At 53.4% G+C, this 15,652-nt stretch carries 18 protein-coding genes and 1 pseudogene; 12 read left to right on the top strand and 7 right to left on the bottom strand.

Translation table 11 applies throughout. From position 1 onward, the window contains the following. Nucleotides 1-44 precede the first annotated feature (44 nt). Nucleotides 45-536, top strand: a complete 492-nt coding sequence (gene greB / locus NM96_02400) for a transcription elongation factor GreB (GenBank protein AVR80242.1) — start codon at nucleotides 45-47, stop codon at nucleotides 534-536. Between the two features lie 113 nt (nucleotides 537-649). Here greB and NM96_02405 read toward each other — a convergent pair whose 3' ends face one another. Then, entirely contained in the window at nucleotides 650-919 is a 270-nt protein-coding gene (locus NM96_02405) for a 30S ribosomal protein S15 (GenBank protein AVR78361.1), read from the bottom strand. A 475-nt stretch (nucleotides 920-1,394) separates the two neighbouring features. On the opposite strand from NM96_02405, the gene NM96_02410 reads away from it, so the two are divergent. After that, the gene (locus tag NM96_02410) at nucleotides 1,395-1,880 is read left to right on the top strand and encodes a disulfide bond formation protein B (GenBank protein AVR78362.1); all 486 of its coding nucleotides are present in this window, start codon (nucleotides 1,395-1,397) and stop codon (nucleotides 1,878-1,880) included. Nucleotides 1,881-1,904: 24 nt separating this feature from the next. Continuing rightward, nucleotides 1,905-2,094 (top strand): annotated as a pseudogene (locus NM96_02415) (SAM-dependent DNA methyltransferase). Here NM96_02415 and NM96_02420 read toward each other — a convergent pair. Then, nucleotides 2,063-3,070: an IS5/IS1182 family transposase gene (locus tag NM96_02420; GenBank protein AVR78363.1), complete on the bottom strand. Its 1,008-nt coding sequence runs from the start codon at nucleotides 3,068-3,070 to the stop codon at nucleotides 2,063-2,065. The pseudogene NM96_02415 and the gene NM96_02420 sit on opposite strands and share 32 nt — an antisense overlap. On the opposite strand from NM96_02420, the gene NM96_02425 reads away from it, so the two are divergent. Next, nucleotides 3,023-3,193, top strand: coding sequence for an NAD(P)H-flavin oxidoreductase (locus tag NM96_02425; GenBank protein ID AVR78364.1), 171 nt, complete (start codon nucleotides 3,023-3,025; stop codon nucleotides 3,191-3,193). The two genes, NM96_02420 and NM96_02425, sit on opposite strands and share 48 nt — an antisense overlap. Before the next feature lie 16 nt (nucleotides 3,194-3,209). Here NM96_02425 and NM96_02430 read toward each other — a convergent pair whose 3' ends face one another. The 5 genes from NM96_02430 to NM96_02450 form a co-directional block, all read right to left on the bottom strand. After that, nucleotides 3,210-4,016: an IS481 family transposase gene (locus NM96_02430; GenBank protein ID AVR78365.1), complete on the bottom strand. Its 807-nt coding sequence runs from the start codon at nucleotides 4,014-4,016 to the stop codon at nucleotides 3,210-3,212. Between the two features lie 52 nt (nucleotides 4,017-4,068). Next, nucleotides 4,069-5,787: an arginine--tRNA ligase gene (locus tag NM96_02435; protein ID AVR78366.1), complete on the bottom strand. Its 1,719-nt coding sequence runs from the start codon at nucleotides 5,785-5,787 to the stop codon at nucleotides 4,069-4,071. A gap of 169 nt (nucleotides 5,788-5,956) precedes the next feature. Beyond that, complete coding sequence (locus tag NM96_02440; protein ID AVR78367.1) at nucleotides 5,957-6,766, bottom strand: sulfite exporter TauE/SafE family protein; 810 nt, start codon at nucleotides 6,764-6,766, stop codon at nucleotides 5,957-5,959. A 3-nt stretch (nucleotides 6,767-6,769) separates the two neighbouring features. Continuing rightward, nucleotides 6,770-7,537 carry a CDP-diacylglycerol--serine O-phosphatidyltransferase gene (gene pssA, locus NM96_02445; protein ID AVR78368.1) on the bottom strand — a complete coding sequence of 256 codons (768 nt, stop codon included), beginning with the start codon at nucleotides 7,535-7,537 and terminating at the stop codon, nucleotides 6,770-6,772. A 546-nt stretch (nucleotides 7,538-8,083) separates the two neighbouring features. After that, on the bottom strand, nucleotides 8,084-9,433 hold the full coding sequence (locus NM96_02450) for an exodeoxyribonuclease VII large subunit (GenBank protein AVR80243.1): 1,350 nt from the start codon (nucleotides 9,431-9,433) through the stop codon (nucleotides 8,084-8,086). Between the two features lie 112 nt (nucleotides 9,434-9,545). Between NM96_02450 and NM96_02455 the strand changes: the two genes are divergently transcribed. From NM96_02455 to rfaE1, 8 genes are all read left to right on the top strand, one after another. Continuing rightward, the gene (locus NM96_02455; protein AVR78369.1) at nucleotides 9,546-10,571 is read left to right on the top strand and encodes a tetraacyldisaccharide 4'-kinase; all 1,026 of its coding nucleotides are present in this window, start codon (nucleotides 9,546-9,548) and stop codon (nucleotides 10,569-10,571) included. A gap of 97 nt (nucleotides 10,572-10,668) precedes the next feature. Then, the gene (locus tag NM96_02460) at nucleotides 10,669-11,244 is read left to right on the top strand and encodes a DUF2059 domain-containing protein (protein AVR78370.1); all 576 of its coding nucleotides are present in this window, start codon (nucleotides 10,669-10,671) and stop codon (nucleotides 11,242-11,244) included. 94 nt (nucleotides 11,245-11,338) lie between these two features. Then, the gene (locus NM96_02465; GenBank protein AVR78371.1) at nucleotides 11,339-11,521 is read left to right on the top strand and encodes a Trm112 family protein; all 183 of its coding nucleotides are present in this window, start codon (nucleotides 11,339-11,341) and stop codon (nucleotides 11,519-11,521) included. Continuing rightward, nucleotides 11,518-12,279, top strand: coding sequence for a 3-deoxy-manno-octulosonate cytidylyltransferase (locus NM96_02470; protein ID AVR78372.1), 762 nt, complete (start codon nucleotides 11,518-11,520; stop codon nucleotides 12,277-12,279). Before NM96_02465 ends, NM96_02470 begins: the two co-directional genes overlap by 4 nt. 10 nt (nucleotides 12,280-12,289) lie before the next feature. Then, nucleotides 12,290-12,808 (top strand): 3-deoxy-manno-octulosonate cytidylyltransferase, encoded by a 519-nt coding sequence (locus tag NM96_02475; protein AVR78373.1) that lies wholly within the window; start codon nucleotides 12,290-12,292, stop codon nucleotides 12,806-12,808. 82 nt (nucleotides 12,809-12,890) lie between these two features. Further along, nucleotides 12,891-13,538, top strand: a complete 648-nt coding sequence (locus NM96_02480) for an adenylate kinase (protein AVR78374.1) — start codon at nucleotides 12,891-12,893, stop codon at nucleotides 13,536-13,538. Nucleotides 13,539-13,886: 348 nt separating this feature from the next. Beyond that, complete coding sequence (locus tag NM96_02485; GenBank protein AVR78375.1) at nucleotides 13,887-14,627, top strand: orotidine-5'-phosphate decarboxylase; 741 nt, start codon at nucleotides 13,887-13,889, stop codon at nucleotides 14,625-14,627. 54 nt (nucleotides 14,628-14,681) lie between these two features. Next, on the top strand, nucleotides 14,682-15,644 hold the full coding sequence (gene rfaE1, locus NM96_02490) for a D-glycero-beta-D-manno-heptose-7-phosphate kinase (protein AVR78376.1): 963 nt from the start codon (nucleotides 14,682-14,684) through the stop codon (nucleotides 15,642-15,644). The last annotated feature ends 8 nt before the right edge of the window (nucleotides 15,645-15,652 follow it).

Raw genomic sequence — 15,652 nt, forward strand, 5'->3', positions numbered from 1 at the left:
TTTTGTTGAAACTGCCGTATATCCTAAATAATCAGATATATATCATGAGTACCGAAACCAAAAACTACATTACACCCGTTGGTTGGCAGGCGTTGAAAGACGAGCTGTATCAACTGGTCAATAAAGAACGTCCCGAAATCGTTCAAATCGTCAACTGGGCGGCAAGCAACGGTGACCGCAGCGAAAACGGCGACTATCTTTACGGAAAACGCCGTATGCGCGAAATCGACCGCCGCATCCGTTTTCTGACCAAGCGTTTGGAAGCCGCCGTCGTCGTAGATCCGGAATTGCGCGAAGCGACCGACCAAGTTTTTTTCGGCGCAACCGTCGGGCTGTTGCGCGGCGACGGGCGCGAGCAAACCGTGAAAATCGTCGGCGTCGATGAAATCGATACCGCGCAAAACAAAATTTCTTGGATTTCCCCGTTGGCGCGTTGTCTGATTAAGGCGAGGGAAGGGGATGAAGTCGTTTTAAATACACCGGAAGGGCGCGAGGAGATTGAGATTTTGTCGGTGGAATATATACGGATAGATTAAATCTCTCGTAAGCATAAGAGATAGGTCGTCTGAAAACTTTACCAATACGTTTTCAGACGACCTTTTCTATAAAAAAAACACCGCTTTGTAAGCGGTGTCCGGTAAAGCATAAATTATTTGCGCAGACCCAAGCGGGTGATCAGGTTGCGGTATGTATCAGGTTGGGTACGGCGCAAGTAAGACAACAGACGGCGACGTTGGCTGACCATTTTCAACAGGCCGCGACGGCTGTGGTGGTCTTTAGGGTTGGCTTTGAAGTGGGGAGTAAGGTCGTTGATGCGGAAAGTCAACAGAGCGACTTGCACTTCAGAAGAGCCGGTATCGCCTTCTTTGCGTTGGAAATCTTTAACAATTTGTGCTTTTTGTTCTACGGTCAATGCCATGATGGATAACTCCGAAAAATAAAAGAACCGTTATTCGGTTCGGACAAGTTTGACGAGCGCGAACCCGTTCAAACTCCTGAAGTCTTTTTGTGAAGACGGGCGGATTATGCCACAGTTTCATCTGTTTTGCACGGCTGAATCCTGTTTTTGATACGAAATTGTGGAAATGTCGTCTGAAAATGTATCGGGGTGTGGCGTAAAGTATGTGCGAGAAGTTTTGATTCGGTGCATTTTACAGCAGGTTAAAATGGAAAATATTCCCATCATTCCTGAACTTCCTGAACAGGCGTGAATCCGGGCTTTTGATTTCGGCAAGATTCAGCGATTATTGCGGATTGCCAAATAACGGGTGGGTACTTTTTTGAATTTCAGCGAATGGGTAGGGCTTTTCGGAAGGGCGTGGGTTTTGTAGTAAAATAGACGCTGATCGACGGCATGAAGAGGTCGTCTGAAATTTACAAAGAGCTTTGATATTATGAATTTTTTTAGAAAAACAACTTTGTTTTTGCTCGTTTTGTCCGTATTGGCTGCCTGCGGTTCGTTTGTTTCGCAATATGTTTTAGGGATGAATCCCTGCGTATTATGCATCGTGCAGCGTTTGTGCGTATTGGCGGTCGGGGTGGCGGCTTTGCTGGCGGTATTTTTCCGTCAGTCTTCCAAAGTGGGGCGGACGTTTTCCGCTTTGCTTATCAGCGTGCCTGCTGTGTACGGGATAGGGACGGCGGCTTATCAGTTGTGGTTGCAAAGTCTGCCGCCGGGTACGGCACCTTCCTGCGGCGCTCCGTGGACGTTCCGCTTGAAGGACTGGCCGTTGTTTGACTGGTTCGAACCCATCGTGCGCGGCTTCGGTAATTGCGCCGTACCGGATTATTTTTTGGGTATTGCGCTGCCGGTTTGGAGCATCGCTTATTTTTGTTTCGTTGTCGTATTGGTTTGGTTTGCTTGGTTGAAAACGAAATAAATGTCCGGAATTTAAAAAAGGTCGAGACCTTTGCAAAATTCCTTTTCCCCCGACAACCGAAACCCCAAACACAGGTTTTCGGCTGTTTTCGGCTGTTTCCGCCCCCAATCACTCCTTAATTCTACCCAAATACCCCCTTAATCTTCCTCGGATACCCGATAATCAGGCATCCTGGCCGCCTTTTAGGCGGCAACAGGCACACTTAGCCTGTTAGCCGCTTTCAACAGGTTTAAACACATCGCCTTCAGATGGCTTTGCGCACTCACTTTGAGCAGACCAAAATAGGCTGCCCGGGCGTAGCGGAATTTACGGTGCAGCGTACCGAAGCTTTGTTCGACCACATAACGGGTCTTCGACAAATATCGGTTGCGTTTGGTTTGCGCTTCCGTCAGCGGACGGTTGCGGTGGGCTTTGCGCATAATGCCGTCTGACAACTGATGCTCTTTCAGATGTTGCCGGTTTTCCTTACTGTCGTAGCCTTTGTCGGCATAGACGGTCGTACCTTCGGCAATGCCTTCCAACAAAGGGGACAGATGGTTGCACTCATGGGTATTGGCAGGAGTGATGTGCAGTTTCTCGATATAGCCTTCCTCATCGGTACGGGTATGTTGTTTGTAACCGAGTTTGTAGAGGCCGTTTTTCTTTGTCCAACGGGCATCTTTGTCCTTACTCGGTGAGGTTTGGCCGCTGACTTGTCCTTCCTCGTCGACTTCTATGGCCTGACGCTGTTTGCTGCCGGCAGTCTGAATAATGGTGGCATCAATGACGGCGGCGGATGCCTTCTCTACTTTTAGGTTTTTTTCGGACAGTTGTCGGTTAATCAGTTCCAGCAATTCGGACAGGGTGTCGTCTTGCGCCAGCCAGTTGCGGTAGCGGCATAAGGTGCTGTAATCGGGGATGCTCAGTTCGTCAAAACGGCAAAACAGGTTGAAGTCAATGCGGGTGATGAGGCTGTGTTCGAGTTCGGGATCGGAGAGGCTGTGCCATTGTCCGAGCAGGACGGCTTTGAACATGGACAACAGGGGATAGGAGGGACGGCCGCGGTGGTCTCTAAGGTAACGGGTTCTTTGACGATTCAGGTACTGTTCGATCGGTTGCCAATCAATCACCTTATCCAACTTCAATAGTGGGAAGCGGTCGATGTGTTTGGCAATCATGGCTTGTGCGGTTTGCTGGAAGAAGGTGCTCATGGAAAATCCCCTAAATGTCTTGATGGAAATTTAGGGGATTTTGGGGAATTTTGCAAAGGTCTCAGGTCGTCTGAAAATCCGTTTTCAGACGACCTTGGCTTATGGAAAATGCCTTACATGTAGAAAATTGTCGCGTTGTTTACACAACAGGTTGAGAAAAATAAGCCTGCAAGACCTCAAACGGCGTATCGCCGTTCAAACTGCGGTGTGGCTTCACAGTGTTATAAAAATTAACAAAGCGGCACAACTCCTTTTGCCGATGTTCCGGACTGTCAAACGACTGTTTCTCATGCCACATCTCCATCAGGGTACGGATAACCCGCTCCGCCTTACCGTTGGTCTGCGGACGGGCAACCCGGGTAAACTTTTGACCAATCCCGTTCTCGTAACAGGCCACACCGAAAGCATGGTTGGCCGAGCCTTTGTATTCCGTACCGTTGTCGGAGTAAACGCACTCAATCAGGTATGGGCAGGGATCAATCAGGTGTTCGGTCAGAAACTTGGCGGTGCTGTCTGCGGTTTTGTCCGGCAAAATGGCGGCGTATGGCTCCCTTGAGAAATCGTCGATGGCGACAAACAGGTAATCCCGCTTATCGGCGGCTTTTCGTCCTTTGAGCAGCGGCAGCCGTTTGGTGTCGAGATGCACCAGCTCTCCGGGGTAGGATTTATTGTAGCGTTTGGCCTGCTTTTTGAGTTTTTCCTGAATGCTGCGTTCTACCTTGGCCAGGCGTTTCATTCCGTACTTTGCCTGTTTGAAACGGTTGTTGGTACTGGTTTGCGGTTTGAGCAGCTTGGCCCTTGCGGCTTTAAGGGCGCGGTAAATGGTGACGCGGCTGACTTGGTAGCGGCGTGCCAGGGAGGTGACGCTTTCCTTTTCCTGCGTGTAGGCCAGCCAAATGGCTTGTCGGTGGTGCGGGGTGGTGCGGGTGTTTTTGTGCATGTTCATGTTTCAGTATTCTCCTGGAAATACTGTAAACAACGCTACTGGTTTCTACACCTTACATCACGTCCAACACATCAATGCCCAGCAAATCCAAGCCTTGTTTCAGCGTGTCGCCGGTGAGCTTCGCCAGTTGCAGGCGGCTGTTGCGGGTTGCGCCTTCGGCTTTGAGTATCGGGCAGGCTTCGTAGAAGCGGCTGAACAGGGTGGCGGTTTGGTAGAGGTAGGCAGCGAGGTAGTGCGGATACGCCGTGTCCGCCACGCTTTGCAGCACGTCTTCGAATTTCAGAAGCTCGGCGGCAAGCTGTTTTTCCAGCGGTTCGGTCAAAACGGTTGGCGCGGTTGCGTCCCATTCGCCGGCTTTGCGGAACACGCTTTGCACGCGGGTGTAGGCGTATTGCAGGTAGGGGGCGGTATTGCCTTCAAACGAGAGCATGGCGTCCCAGTCGAACACATAATCGCTGGTGCGGTTTTTGCTCAAATCGGCGTATTTGACCGCGCCGATGCCGACGGTTTTGCCGATTTTCGCCGCTTCGTCTGCGCCCAATTCGGGATTTTTTTCTTTCACCAAAGCCGTGGCGCGCTCGACGGCTTCGGTCAGCAGGTCAACCAGTTTTACGGTGTCGCCGCTGCGCGTTTTGAACGGCTTGCCGTCTTTGCCCATCATGGTGCCGAAGCCGATAAACTCGGCTTTTACATTTTCCGGCAGATAGCCTGCTTTGCGGGAAGTGGTAAAAAGTTGTTCGAAGTGCATGGCTTGGCGGTGGTCGACGACGTAGAGCAGGCGGTCGGCTTTCAGACGACCTATGCGGTAGCGCAGGCACGCCAAATCGGTGGAAGCGTAAAGGAAGCCGCCGCCTTGTTTTTGCACGATAAACGCAGCGGGTTCGCCTTCTTTGTTTTTGAACTCGTCCAAGAACACGACTTTCGCGCCGTCGTCTTCGACCGCCAGACCTTTTTGAACCAAATCATCGACCATGGGCTGCAAATCGTCGTTGTATTTGGATTCGCCCGCCACGTCTTCAGGGCGCAGCTTCAAGCCCAACGTGTCGTAAACGGCTTGGGCGTGCGAGAGCGAAATATCGACAAACTGTTTCCACAACGCCAACACGGTTTCATCGCCGCCTTGCAGCTTCACAACATATTCACGCGCGGTGTCGGCAAAGGCAGGGTCTTCGTCAAAGCGCACTTTGGCGGCGCGGTAAAATTGCTCCAAGTCCGCCAGCTCAAACGCGGCATTGTCTTTTTGCTGCTCGACCAAATAAGCGACCAACATGCCGAATTGCGTACCCCAGTCGCCGACGTGGTTTTGGCGGATGACGGTGTTGCCCATAAATTCCAATACGCGCGAAATGCTGTCGCCGATGATGCTGGAACGCAGGTGGCCGACGTGCATCTCTTTTGCCAGATTGGGTGAGGAATAGTCGATAACGACGGTTTGCGACTTGTCGGTTTTTGCTATGCCGAAACGCGCGTCGTTCAAGGCCGTCTGAATATTTTGGGCGAGAAATTCGGGGCGCAGGCGCAGGTTGATAAAGCCGGGGCCGGCCACTTCCGCGCTTTCAATCACGGCGTTGCCCGCCAATGCTTCGGCAACCTTTTGCGCCAATTCGCGCGGATTTTGTTTGGCTTTTTTCGCCGCACCCATCACGCCGTTGATTTGGAAATCACCGTGTTCGGCGTTTTTGGTTGGCTGCAAAACAACGGGGCTGTCGGCGATGCCTGCGGCGGCAAAGGCGGCGGCGGCTTCGCGTTCGACGGTTTGATGTAGGTTCATGAAGATCGGTCTTTCGGTTAAATTCAAATCAGGCGGTATTTTAAAAGAATTTGGGGTGTTGAAACAGGGCTAAGGTGAAAGGTCGTCTGAAAAAATGTGGATGGTTTCGGCGTAACCTGCCATGCCCGTTTTCAGATGACCTTTTAATGATGGCAGCGTTTGGAAAAATTCAACGGACAAGGTTCCAAGCCATTTTTATGGCAATCAGCAGCAGCATGATGCCGAAGGAGATTTTAAGCTGGCGGGCGGGGAGTTTGTGCGCGGTTTTGACGCCGAGCGGAGCAAAAATCATGGTGGCGATGCTGAGGATGGCGACGGCGGGTAGATAGAGGAAGCCGCCGGAGCCGTGTGGCAGATCGGGAACGTTCCAGCCGGTAACGAGATAGCCGATTGTGCCGGCGAGCGCAATCGGCCAGGCGAGGCCGGAGGATGTGCCGATGGCGCGGTGGGCGGGGAAGTTGCAATACATCAGGAAGGGGACGGACAGCGAGCCGCCGCCGATGCCGACCCAGCTCGAAGCTGCGCCGAACAATGTGCCGACCGCGCTTAAGCCGGGTAGGGCGGGCAGGTGGCGCGAGGCTTTGGGTTTGGAGTCTGTCAGGGTTTTGAGGGCGATAAGGGTTAGGAATGCGATAAAGAAGATTTGCAGGGCGCGGGTAGGCATGTATTTGGCGGTTACCGCGCCGATCAGTACGCCGAATATCATGGAGGGGGTCATACGGCGGACAGTCTGCCAGTCGATGGCGCTTTTTTTGTGCTGCGCGTACATGCTGGAGAAGGTGGTGAATACCATGACGGCGAAGGATGTACCGATGGCGAGATGTTGGGCGTAGGGGTGGTTGCTGATGCCTTGCAGTTGCAACGTCCACAAGACGACGGGGACAATCAATGTGCCGCCGCCTACGCCGAACAATCCTGCAATAAAGCCCGCCGCGCTTCCGACGGCGAGCAGGGAGAAGATGATGTCCCAAGTCCACATTTTTCAGACGACCTTTTTGGTTTTACGGCGTTTTTTCAACCAACGCCATACTGCCATGATGTAGCCGGAGAGGCTGTAACCCAGGAAAAACAGGAAAAGTACAAGCGAAGGTTTCCAGTTGATGAGCAACAATACCAACACGGCAAGCACCATGCCCATAAACGGGACTTGGCGGCGGATATTGATTTCTTTAAAGCTCCAAAACGGGATTTGGACAATCATGGAAATGCCGGCGAAAAGCGTGATGCCCAAAGCCCACCAATGTACGCCGGGGAAGCGTTCGATGCTGTGGTTGACCCAAATCAGGCCGACAATCAACGCAGCGGCAGTCGGACTGGGAACACCGATGAACCATCGTTTATCGACTTTGCCGATAAGCGTATTGAAGAGGGCGAGGCGCAGGGCGGCGCAGGCGCAGTAGATGAAGGCGACGGAATAACCGATTTTGCCGAACTGCCAAAGCTGCCATTTATAGGCAATCAAGGCGGGCGCAACGCCGAAACTGACCATGTCGGCAAGGCTGTCGAGCTGTTCGCCGAACGCGCTTTGGCTGTTGGTCAGCCGCGCCACGCGACCGTCCATGCCGTCGAGCAGCATGGAGAGGAATACTGCAATCGCTGCCGTCTCATAACGCCCGTGCATGGATTGGGTGATGGCGAAAAAGGCGCAGAACAACGCAGCGATGGTAAAGGAGTTGGGCAGCAGGTAAATACTGTTCTGACGCAGAGAATTGCGCGGCGGGATTGGCGGTTGGTTTTGCATGTTGTCCATAATCGTTTGATGATGCAGTACAAAGCAGATGGAGGGATTATACCGTATTGAGATGAAAATGATTCCGGAATGTGCAGGAGGTCGTCTGAAAATGTGTGAACACAACTGGGTTTGTTCACTTTCAGACGACCTTTTTACCGAAATATGAGTTTTGCTGTCTTTCTAAAAACAGGAACAATCAGCCGTAAATTGCCGTATTTTTATCAATCCGAACCGACAAACAATAGCGTATAACGTAGGCTTAGCCTCCGAAGATCATGATTGGCCTGCGGGCTCGGCATCCATGCCATATCGGCGAAAGGGATTCGTGAGGGACGGGCCGTCTGAAAACAGGCGGATCAAATTTTGTCAAAGCAAATGTTCAAATAATAAGCGCAAAGAAAAAGCATCAGAACCGTCATTCATCCGGATTTTTGGTTTTCGGAAGGATTAGGAACGCCATTATTCCAAATCTCCGGATTCATACCTGCGCGAGAATAACGGCAAGGGCGGTTTCTATTTTAATCGACCCTGTTTTCAGACGACCTTTTTCATTCAAGCCGACGGTTAATCAAACAATTCCCGCTGCGCCTGCTCTTTGGTCACGCGGACGTCGGTTTCGCCGTCGGCAAAAGTGATGTGCAGTTTCTGCCCTTGCTTTAAAACATCGGCGTTACGGATGACTTGTCCGCGTGTGTTTTTAACGACGGAGAAGCCGCGTTCCAGAATCTGCTGCGGCGAGACGGCTTCGAGCAGGGCGGTTTGGGCGTTCAGGCTTTGGCGGCGGTGGGCAAGCAGTTGGCGGAAGGCGTGCGACAAGGTCGTCTGAAAGCGGTCGATGTCTTGCCGGTAAACGGAAATATCGGGGCGACAATGTTTCAGGGCTTGGGTTTGGCGTTCGAAACGGGCGGTATGAGCGCGGACGTTTTGCGTCATCGAGTAGGAGAGGATTTGCGCCAGTTTGTGGATGTAGGTGCGCTGTTCGTCGAGTTTTTGGCGCGGGTGGCGGATTTGCCGCGCGAGCCAGTCGAGCTTTTGGCTGGCATCGAAATAGCGTTGTTCCAAAACGGTTTTCAGACGACCTTGGGCTTGGGCGAGACGGTGTAACGATTCTTGGCGGTTGGGACTGACCAGTTCCGCCGCGCCGGTCGGCGTGGGCGCGCGCACATCGGCGACGAAATCGGCGAGCGTAAAATCAGTTTCGTGTCCCACGCCGCTGACGACGGGAATCGCGCAGGCTTCGATGGCGCGCACGACCGGTTCTTCGTTAAACGCCCACAAGTCTTCAATGCTGCCGCCGCCGCGACAGACAATCAACACATCGCATTCGGCGCGTTGCGATGCGGTTTTAATTGCTTGGGCAATCTGAAACTCGCTGCCCGCGCCTTGAACGGCGGTCGGATAAACGATGACGGGAATTTCGGGCGCGCGGCGTTTCAAGGTGGTAACGACATCGCGCAATGCCGCCGCCGCCAGACTGGTTACGATGCCAATACATTGCGCCCGGGCGGGCAAAGGTTTCTTGCGTTCCGCCGCAAAGGCGCCTTCCGCCTGCAACTGAGCCTTCAGCCGCTCGTAGGCTTCGTAAAGCTGCCCCAAACCTTTGAGCCGCACCTCGTTCACCGTAATCTGAAATTCGCCCCGCGCCTCGTAAATACTAATTTTGCCCGCCACTTCGATATGGTCGCCTTCTTTCAAAGGCTTTGCCAAACGCGACGCCGCACCTTTGAACATGGCGCAACGCACCTGCGCGCGGCTGTCTTTGAGCGAGAAATAATAATGCCCGCTGGCGGCACGGGTCAAATTGGACACTTCGCCTGCAATCCACAAACCGGCAAGATGGTCTTCCAGCAAGGCTTTGGCGAGGGCGTTGAGTTCGGATACGGAAATGGAGGAGGGTGCGAAGAGTTCGGACATCGGGAGCAGGAATAAATGGGGAAAGGTTGGATTATAAGGGGTTTCGGGCGGCATTTATAGCCGATAGGCTTGTGTTATATAATCTTCAGTCGAATATTTCAAGGTCGTCTGAATGCCCAAACTCCATCAAATCATCGAACGCCATTGGCAACGCCCCAATCCGTTTTTATCTCTCCTGCTCAAACCCTTATCCAAGCTGTTTGCCAAAATTGCGGCAAAACGGCGCGATGATTTCGTTTCAGGTCGTCTGAAAAGCGAAAAGCTGCCCGTACCTGTGGTCGTGGTCGGCAATATCCACGTGGGCGGGACGGGGAAAACGCCGATTGTCGCCGCGCTGGTGTCGGGTTTGCAGGAAAAAGGCGTAAAGGTCGGCATCATCAGCCGAGGCTACGGGCGCAAGAGTAAGGCGGTTCATGTATTGAATGCCGCGAGCCGTGCGGGAGATGCAGGCGACGAGCCTTTGCTGCTGTTCCGTAAAACCGGCGCGCCGACGGCGGTGGGCAGCAGCCGTGCGGAGGCAGGCAGAGCGTTGCTGGCGGCGCACCCCGACATCGGGCTGATTGTGGCGGACGACGGTTTGCAGCATTACGCCCTGCGGCGGGATGTGGAAATCGCCGTGTTTCCGGCGGCGGATACGGGGCGCACGGATTTGGATTTGCTGCCCAACGGCAGTTTGCGCGAACCTTTGTCGCGGCTGGATTCGGTGGATGCGGTCGTCGTCAGCGGCAGCAAGGCGGATGCGTCGTTTGTGCCGTCTGAAAACATGTTTCACAGCCGTATCGAAACGGGACAGATTTACCGTTTGAACCAGCCGTCTGAAATACTGGATACAGGTCGTCTGAAAAACCAAACCGTCGCCGCCGTGGCAGGTATTGCCAAGCCGGAGCGCTTTTTCGATTCGTTGCGGAACATGGGCATCATATTGAACCAAACCGTCGCGCTGCCCGACCATGCCGACATTGCAGCGGTAGATTTGCCCAATGCGGATGCTGTCATTATTACGGAAAAGGATGCGGTCAAGTTTTCAAACGACCTCAATCTAAACCATGTATGGGTGTTGCCCGTTTGTGCGATAATCGAACCTGATTTAGCGGAATTTGTGTTGGAGCAGTTAGGTCTTGCTGAAGAGGTCGTCTGAAAATATTCTGTAGGTCAGGCATTCATGCCTGGCAAGCCGTCTTATTTGGGAAACATCGTCTGAACATTTGTATTTTTGTTTTTAGAAGGAGAGAAAGATGAAATTGAAAACCCTGTTGCTGCCCCTTACTGCCTTTGCATTGTGTGCCAACGCATTTGCCGCTACACCCAGCGACGCGTCGCTGGAGCGTCTGTTTGAAGTGCAGAAGATGGATGCCCTGTTGGACCAGTCTTTCCAAAGCATGGAGGGCATTGTGCTTTCCGATCCGAATGTACAGAAATTTTTGAAAGATGCGCCGGAAGACAAACGTCCGCAGTTGGAGGCGGTATTGAAAAAGTATGCAACCCGGTCGATTGCCGAAATCAACACGCCGCAAGTGCGCGCCCAATTGCGTAAAGCGACTTTAGACGGCATGAAGACGGTTTATACGCAAGAAGAAGTCAACGCATTGATTGGCTTTTACAGCACGGCGGTAGGTCAATCGATAATGGACAAAACGCCGCGCTATCTTGAGGCAACGGTGAAACCTATGATGGACATCCTTGCCGGCAAATACACCCAATCCAACCAAAGCGCAAACTTGAGGCGCGAAATCCGCCAAATCATGTGCGAAGGCAAAAATCCTGCCCAAGCCTGCGCCAAACAGCCGAACAAACCGGCACGGAAAAAATAATGCCGCTTGAGGTCGTCTGAAAACGAGCGAAGCAAGTTTCGCCAAAACGAGCGAAGCGAGCTTCGCTAAAACCATCAAACCCGAAAGAAACCCCATGGAAAAAAAATTCTTAGACATCCTCGTCTGCCCCGTTACCAAAGGCAGGCTGGAATATCATCAGGACAAACAAGAGTTGTGGAGCCGTCAGGCGAAGCTGGCTTATCCGATTAAAGACGGCATTCCCTACATGCTGGAAAACGAAGCACGCCCGTTGAGCGAAGAGGAACTCAAAGCATGACCGAATTCGTCGTATTGATTCCGGCGCGGCTGGATTCATCGCGCCTGCCCGGAAAAGCCTTGGCGGATATTCACGGCAAACCGATGGTCGTGCGCGTTGCCGAACAGGCGGCAAAAAGTAAAGCCGCGCGTGTCGTCGTTGCCACCGACCATCCCGATATTCAGACGGCCTGTCAGGCACACGGCGTCGAAGTCGTCATGACGTCAAACCGACACGAAAGCGGCACGACGCGCCTTGCCGAAGCCGCCGCCGCACTAAAACTGCCGCAACATCTGGTCGTCGTCAACGTACAGGGCGACGAGCCGCTGATTGCCCCCGAACTCATCGACCGCACCGCCGAAGTCTTGGTGGAAAACAACGTACAAATGGCGACCGCGGCACACGAATTGCACGATTTCGACGAATTTATGAATCCCAACGTCGTCAAAGTCGTCCTCGACAAAAACCGCAATGCCATCTACTTCAGCCGCGCTCCGATTCCCTATCCGCGCGATGCCATGCGCGCCGAAAAACGCGAATTGCCCGCCGAAACCGCCGTCCTGCGCCATATCGGCATCTACGCCTACCGCGCCGGTTTTCTGCAACGCTACGCCGAAATGAGCGTCTCGCCGCTGGAAACCATCGAATCGCTGGAGCAACTGCGCGTCCTGTGGCACGGCTACCCGATTGCCGTCGAAACCGCCAAACAAGCCCCCGCAGCCGGTGTGGATACGCAGGAAGATTTGGACAGGGTCCGAGCCGTCTTTGAGGCCGTCTGAAAGGAAAAACATGACCGATTTACGCCATTTGAGCCGCGAAGAGCAAAAACTGCTTGCCGATGTTGCCCTGCTGGTTCAAAACGACGACCAAGAGTTTAACTATGAGATGTTGAAAGCCGCCGCGCCGGATGAAGCCAGCGGCGAGTTTTGGTTCCGTATGGCGGAAACGCTCAGTACGCTGCCGCCGAACCGTTCGCTGGATTTGCGTTTGAACGGGGGCAGGCTGACAGTTGCCGTGTCGATTTTGTCGGTTTTGCTGCAAGACAGCCCTGAGATTCCGCAGCTTTGGGCGCAAAAGGTGATTGCACTCAACTACTTGGCACACGGGCATCAGACCCGCGCGCTCGGTTTGGCGCAGCAGGCGGACAAGGCGGCGGAAGCCAACGAGGAAGAGTATCTGGCGAAGACTTTATCGCAAAACCTGCTTTCCACTTTGAAAGACGCATTGGAGCGTTTTCCCGAAGACACATGGTTTGCCGAAATGCGCGATGACGCATGGAAACATTTCGGCGCGGAACAGGCCGTCTGAAGTTTTGAACGATAAACGCAAGCCGTGTAAAATCATTTGAATCACGTTTCAAATCTATATCACTTAATAAGAAGGAACACCCATGAAAGTATTATTGTTAGGCGCGCCGGGCGCGGGCAAAGGCACTCAGGCACAATTCATCACCGCTGCGTTCGGCATTCCGCAAATTTCTACCGGCGATATGCTCCGCGCTGCGATTAAAGCAGGCACGCCGCTGGGTTTGGAAGCGAAAAAAATCATTGACGAAGGCGGCTTGGTGCGCGACGACATCATCATCGGCATGGTCAAAGAGCGCATCGCGCAAGACGACTGCAAAAACGGTTTCCTGTTCGACGGCTTCCCGCGCACGCTGGCACAAGCCGAAGCGATGGTTGAAGCGGGTGTGGATTTGGACGCGGTCGTTGAAATCGACGTACCCGACAGCGTGATTGTCGACCGCATGAGCGGCCGCCGCGTCCACTTGGCTTCCGGCCGTACCTACCACGTTACCTACAATCCGCCCAAAGTCGAAGGTAAAGACGACGTAACCGGCGAAGATTTGATTCAGCGCGACGACGACAAAGAAGAAACCGTCAAAAAACGCCTTGCCGTGTACCACGAGCAAACCGAAGTGCTGGTCGATTTTTACAGCAAGCTGGAAGGCGAACACGCGCCGAAATACATCAAGGTTGACGGCACTCAGCCGGTAGAAGCCGTGAAAGCCGAAATATTGGGCGCATTGGGCAAATAAATCGAAAAGGTCGTCTGAAAACAGGAAATCAGGTTTTCAGACGACCTGTTTTTGATAAACAGCGTGTTGCAACCGAAAAATAATCATTCGGCGTCATTCCCGCGCAGGCGGAAATCCATTTCTGAATTTGGGCAATCGCTGTTTAAATCTGATGAACTGAGTTTTATCAATGGATTCCCGCCTGCGCGGGAATGACGGCTGATGTACCGGTTCAAATTTATCCGAAACAGTTTGTCGGGGGCTTGAGTCCGCGTAGGTGGACATCAATGCCCGACCTACGGTTTGAATTTACGTTGTTACTGCGAAAAAGACGATAAAGGTCGTCTGAAAACCCAAAACGAAAACACCATGAATCCTTTAATCACCGACTTCCAAACTCCGCAACAACGCACCCCCGTCATCGTTGCCCTTGATTTTGCCAACGAAAAAGACACGCTCGGATTCGTCCGCAACCTTGATCCGACGTTGTGCCAAATCAAAATCGGCAAAGAACTGTTTACCGCCACGGGGCGCAGTTTGGCGGAAAGCCTGATTCATCAGGGCTTCAAACTCTTTCTTGATTTGAAATACCACGACATTCCCCACACCGTCGCGCAAGCCTGCAAAGTCGCCGCCGACATGGGCGTGTGGATGGTCGATATGCACGCATCGGGCGGCCGCCGCATGATGGAAGCCGCCGCCGAAGCCGTTGCCGGATACGGCACGAAGCCGCTCTTAATCGGCGTAACCGTGTTGACCAGCATGGAACAAAGCGATTTGGCGGAAATCGGTTTGAACATCGCCCCTGAAGAACAAGTCATCCGCTTGGCAAAACTGGCGCAAAGTTCGGGCTTGGACGGCGTGGTCTGCTCCGCCCAAGAAGCCGCGCCACTGCGCCGCGAATTGGGGCAGGATTTTGTCTTGGTAACGCCCGGCATCCGTTTGGACGTTGCCGGCAACAACGACGACCAACGCCGCATCATGACGCCCGCCGAAGCATTGGCAGCGGGTTCGACTTATCTGGTGATGGGCCGTCCGGTAACCAAAGCTGCTGATCCGGTAGCCGTATTGCGCGAAGTGAACCGCGTAGCGAACCTTGAAGCAAACTGATTTTCAGACGACCTTACAGGTTGAGGCCGTTTGAAAAAACACAACGGAGGCAATATGCCCACCAAGTTCCAACAAGAAACCCTCAAATCCCGTTTCGCACAAGCCAAAGTCCTTGTTGTCGGCGACGTGATGCTCGACCGCTATTGGTTTGGCGACGTGTCCCGTATTTCGCCCGAAGCGCCCGTGCCGGTGGCGAAAATCGGACGAATCGACCAACGGGCGGGCGGAGCGGCGAACGTCGCGCGCAACATCGCTTCGTTGGGCGGTAAAGCAGGGCTGTTGTCGGTAACCGGCGACGACGAAGCCGCCGACGCGCTCGATGCGCTGATGGCGCAAGACGGAGTTGCCTCCTATCTGATGCGCGACAAACAAATCGCCACTACCGTCAAACTGCGTGTCGTCGCCCGCAACCAGCAGCTTATCCGCCTTGATTTTGAAGAGCATCCCAACCGCGAAGTGTTGGAGCAAATCAAGCAGAAATACCGTGAAATATTGCCCGAATACGACGCAATCATTTTTTCAGACTATGGCAAAGGCGGCCTGTCGCACATCTCCGATATGATAGATTGGGCGAAACATGCTGGCAAAACCGTATTAATCGACCCCAAAGGCGACGATTATGAAAAATACGCCGGCGCCACGTTGATTACGCCCAACCGCGCCGAATTGAAAGAAGTGGTCGGCAGTTGGAAAAACGAAAGCGAGCTGACCGAAAAAGCGCAAAACCTGCGCCGCCACCTCGATCTGACCGCCGTTTTACTGACCCGAAGCGAAGAGGGCATGACCCTGTTCAGCGAAGGCGAACCCATTTACCAGCCCACCCGCGCCCAAGAAGTTTACGACGTATCCGGCGCAGGCGACACCGTCATTGCCGGAGTGGGCTTGGGGCTGGCGGCAGGCTACACCATGCCCGAAGCCATGCACCTCGCCAATACCGCCGCCGGTGTCGTCGTCGCCAAACTCGGCACGGCGGTTTGCTCGTTTGCAGAGTTGAACAAAGCATTGGAAGAGCAGTAATTTCTTTT

Source organism: Neisseria mucosa, assembly GCA_003028315.1.
Taxonomy (GTDB): domain Bacteria; phylum Pseudomonadota; class Gammaproteobacteria; order Burkholderiales; family Neisseriaceae; genus Neisseria; species Neisseria mucosa.

Bases quoted from the DNA above. Each gene is read 5' to 3' on its own strand.
- NM96_02470 (AVR78372.1), top strand. From the start codon at position 11,518: ATGACCGAATTCGTCGTATTGATTCCGGCGCGGCTGGATTCATCGCGC.
- NM96_02460 (AVR78370.1), top strand. From the start codon at position 10,669: ATGAAATTGAAAACCCTGTTGCTGCCCCTTACTGCCTTTGCATTGTGT.
- NM96_02405 (AVR78361.1), bottom strand. From the start codon at position 919: ATGGCATTGACCGTAGAACAAAAAGCACAAATTGTTAAAGATTTCCAA.
- NM96_02450 (AVR80243.1), bottom strand. From the start codon at position 9,433: ATGTCCGAACTCTTCGCACCCTCCTCCATTTCCGTATCCGAACTCAAC.
- NM96_02430 (AVR78365.1), bottom strand. From the start codon at position 4,016: ATGAACATGCACAAAAACACCCGCACCACCCCGCACCACCGACAAGCC.
- greB (AVR80242.1), top strand. From the start codon at position 45: ATGAGTACCGAAACCAAAAACTACATTACACCCGTTGGTTGGCAGGCG.
- NM96_02480 (AVR78374.1), top strand. From the start codon at position 12,891: ATGAAAGTATTATTGTTAGGCGCGCCGGGCGCGGGCAAAGGCACTCAG.
- pssA (AVR78368.1), bottom strand. From the start codon at position 7,537: ATGGACAACATGCAAAACCAACCGCCAATCCCGCCGCGCAATTCTCTG.
- NM96_02455 (AVR78369.1), top strand. From the start codon at position 9,546: ATGCCCAAACTCCATCAAATCATCGAACGCCATTGGCAACGCCCCAAT.
- NM96_02485 (AVR78375.1), top strand. From the start codon at position 13,887: ATGAATCCTTTAATCACCGACTTCCAAACTCCGCAACAACGCACCCCC.
- NM96_02475 (AVR78373.1), top strand. From the start codon at position 12,290: ATGACCGATTTACGCCATTTGAGCCGCGAAGAGCAAAAACTGCTTGCC.
- rfaE1 (AVR78376.1), top strand. From the start codon at position 14,682: ATGCCCACCAAGTTCCAACAAGAAACCCTCAAATCCCGTTTCGCACAA.
- NM96_02410 (AVR78362.1), top strand. From the start codon at position 1,395: ATGAATTTTTTTAGAAAAACAACTTTGTTTTTGCTCGTTTTGTCCGTA.
- NM96_02440 (AVR78367.1), bottom strand. From the start codon at position 6,766: ATGTGGACTTGGGACATCATCTTCTCCCTGCTCGCCGTCGGAAGCGCG.
- NM96_02465 (AVR78371.1), top strand. From the start codon at position 11,339: ATGGAAAAAAAATTCTTAGACATCCTCGTCTGCCCCGTTACCAAAGGC.
- NM96_02435 (AVR78366.1), bottom strand. From the start codon at position 5,787: ATGAACCTACATCAAACCGTCGAACGCGAAGCCGCCGCCGCCTTTGCC.
- NM96_02420 (AVR78363.1), bottom strand. From the start codon at position 3,070: ATGAGCACCTTCTTCCAGCAAACCGCACAAGCCATGATTGCCAAACAC.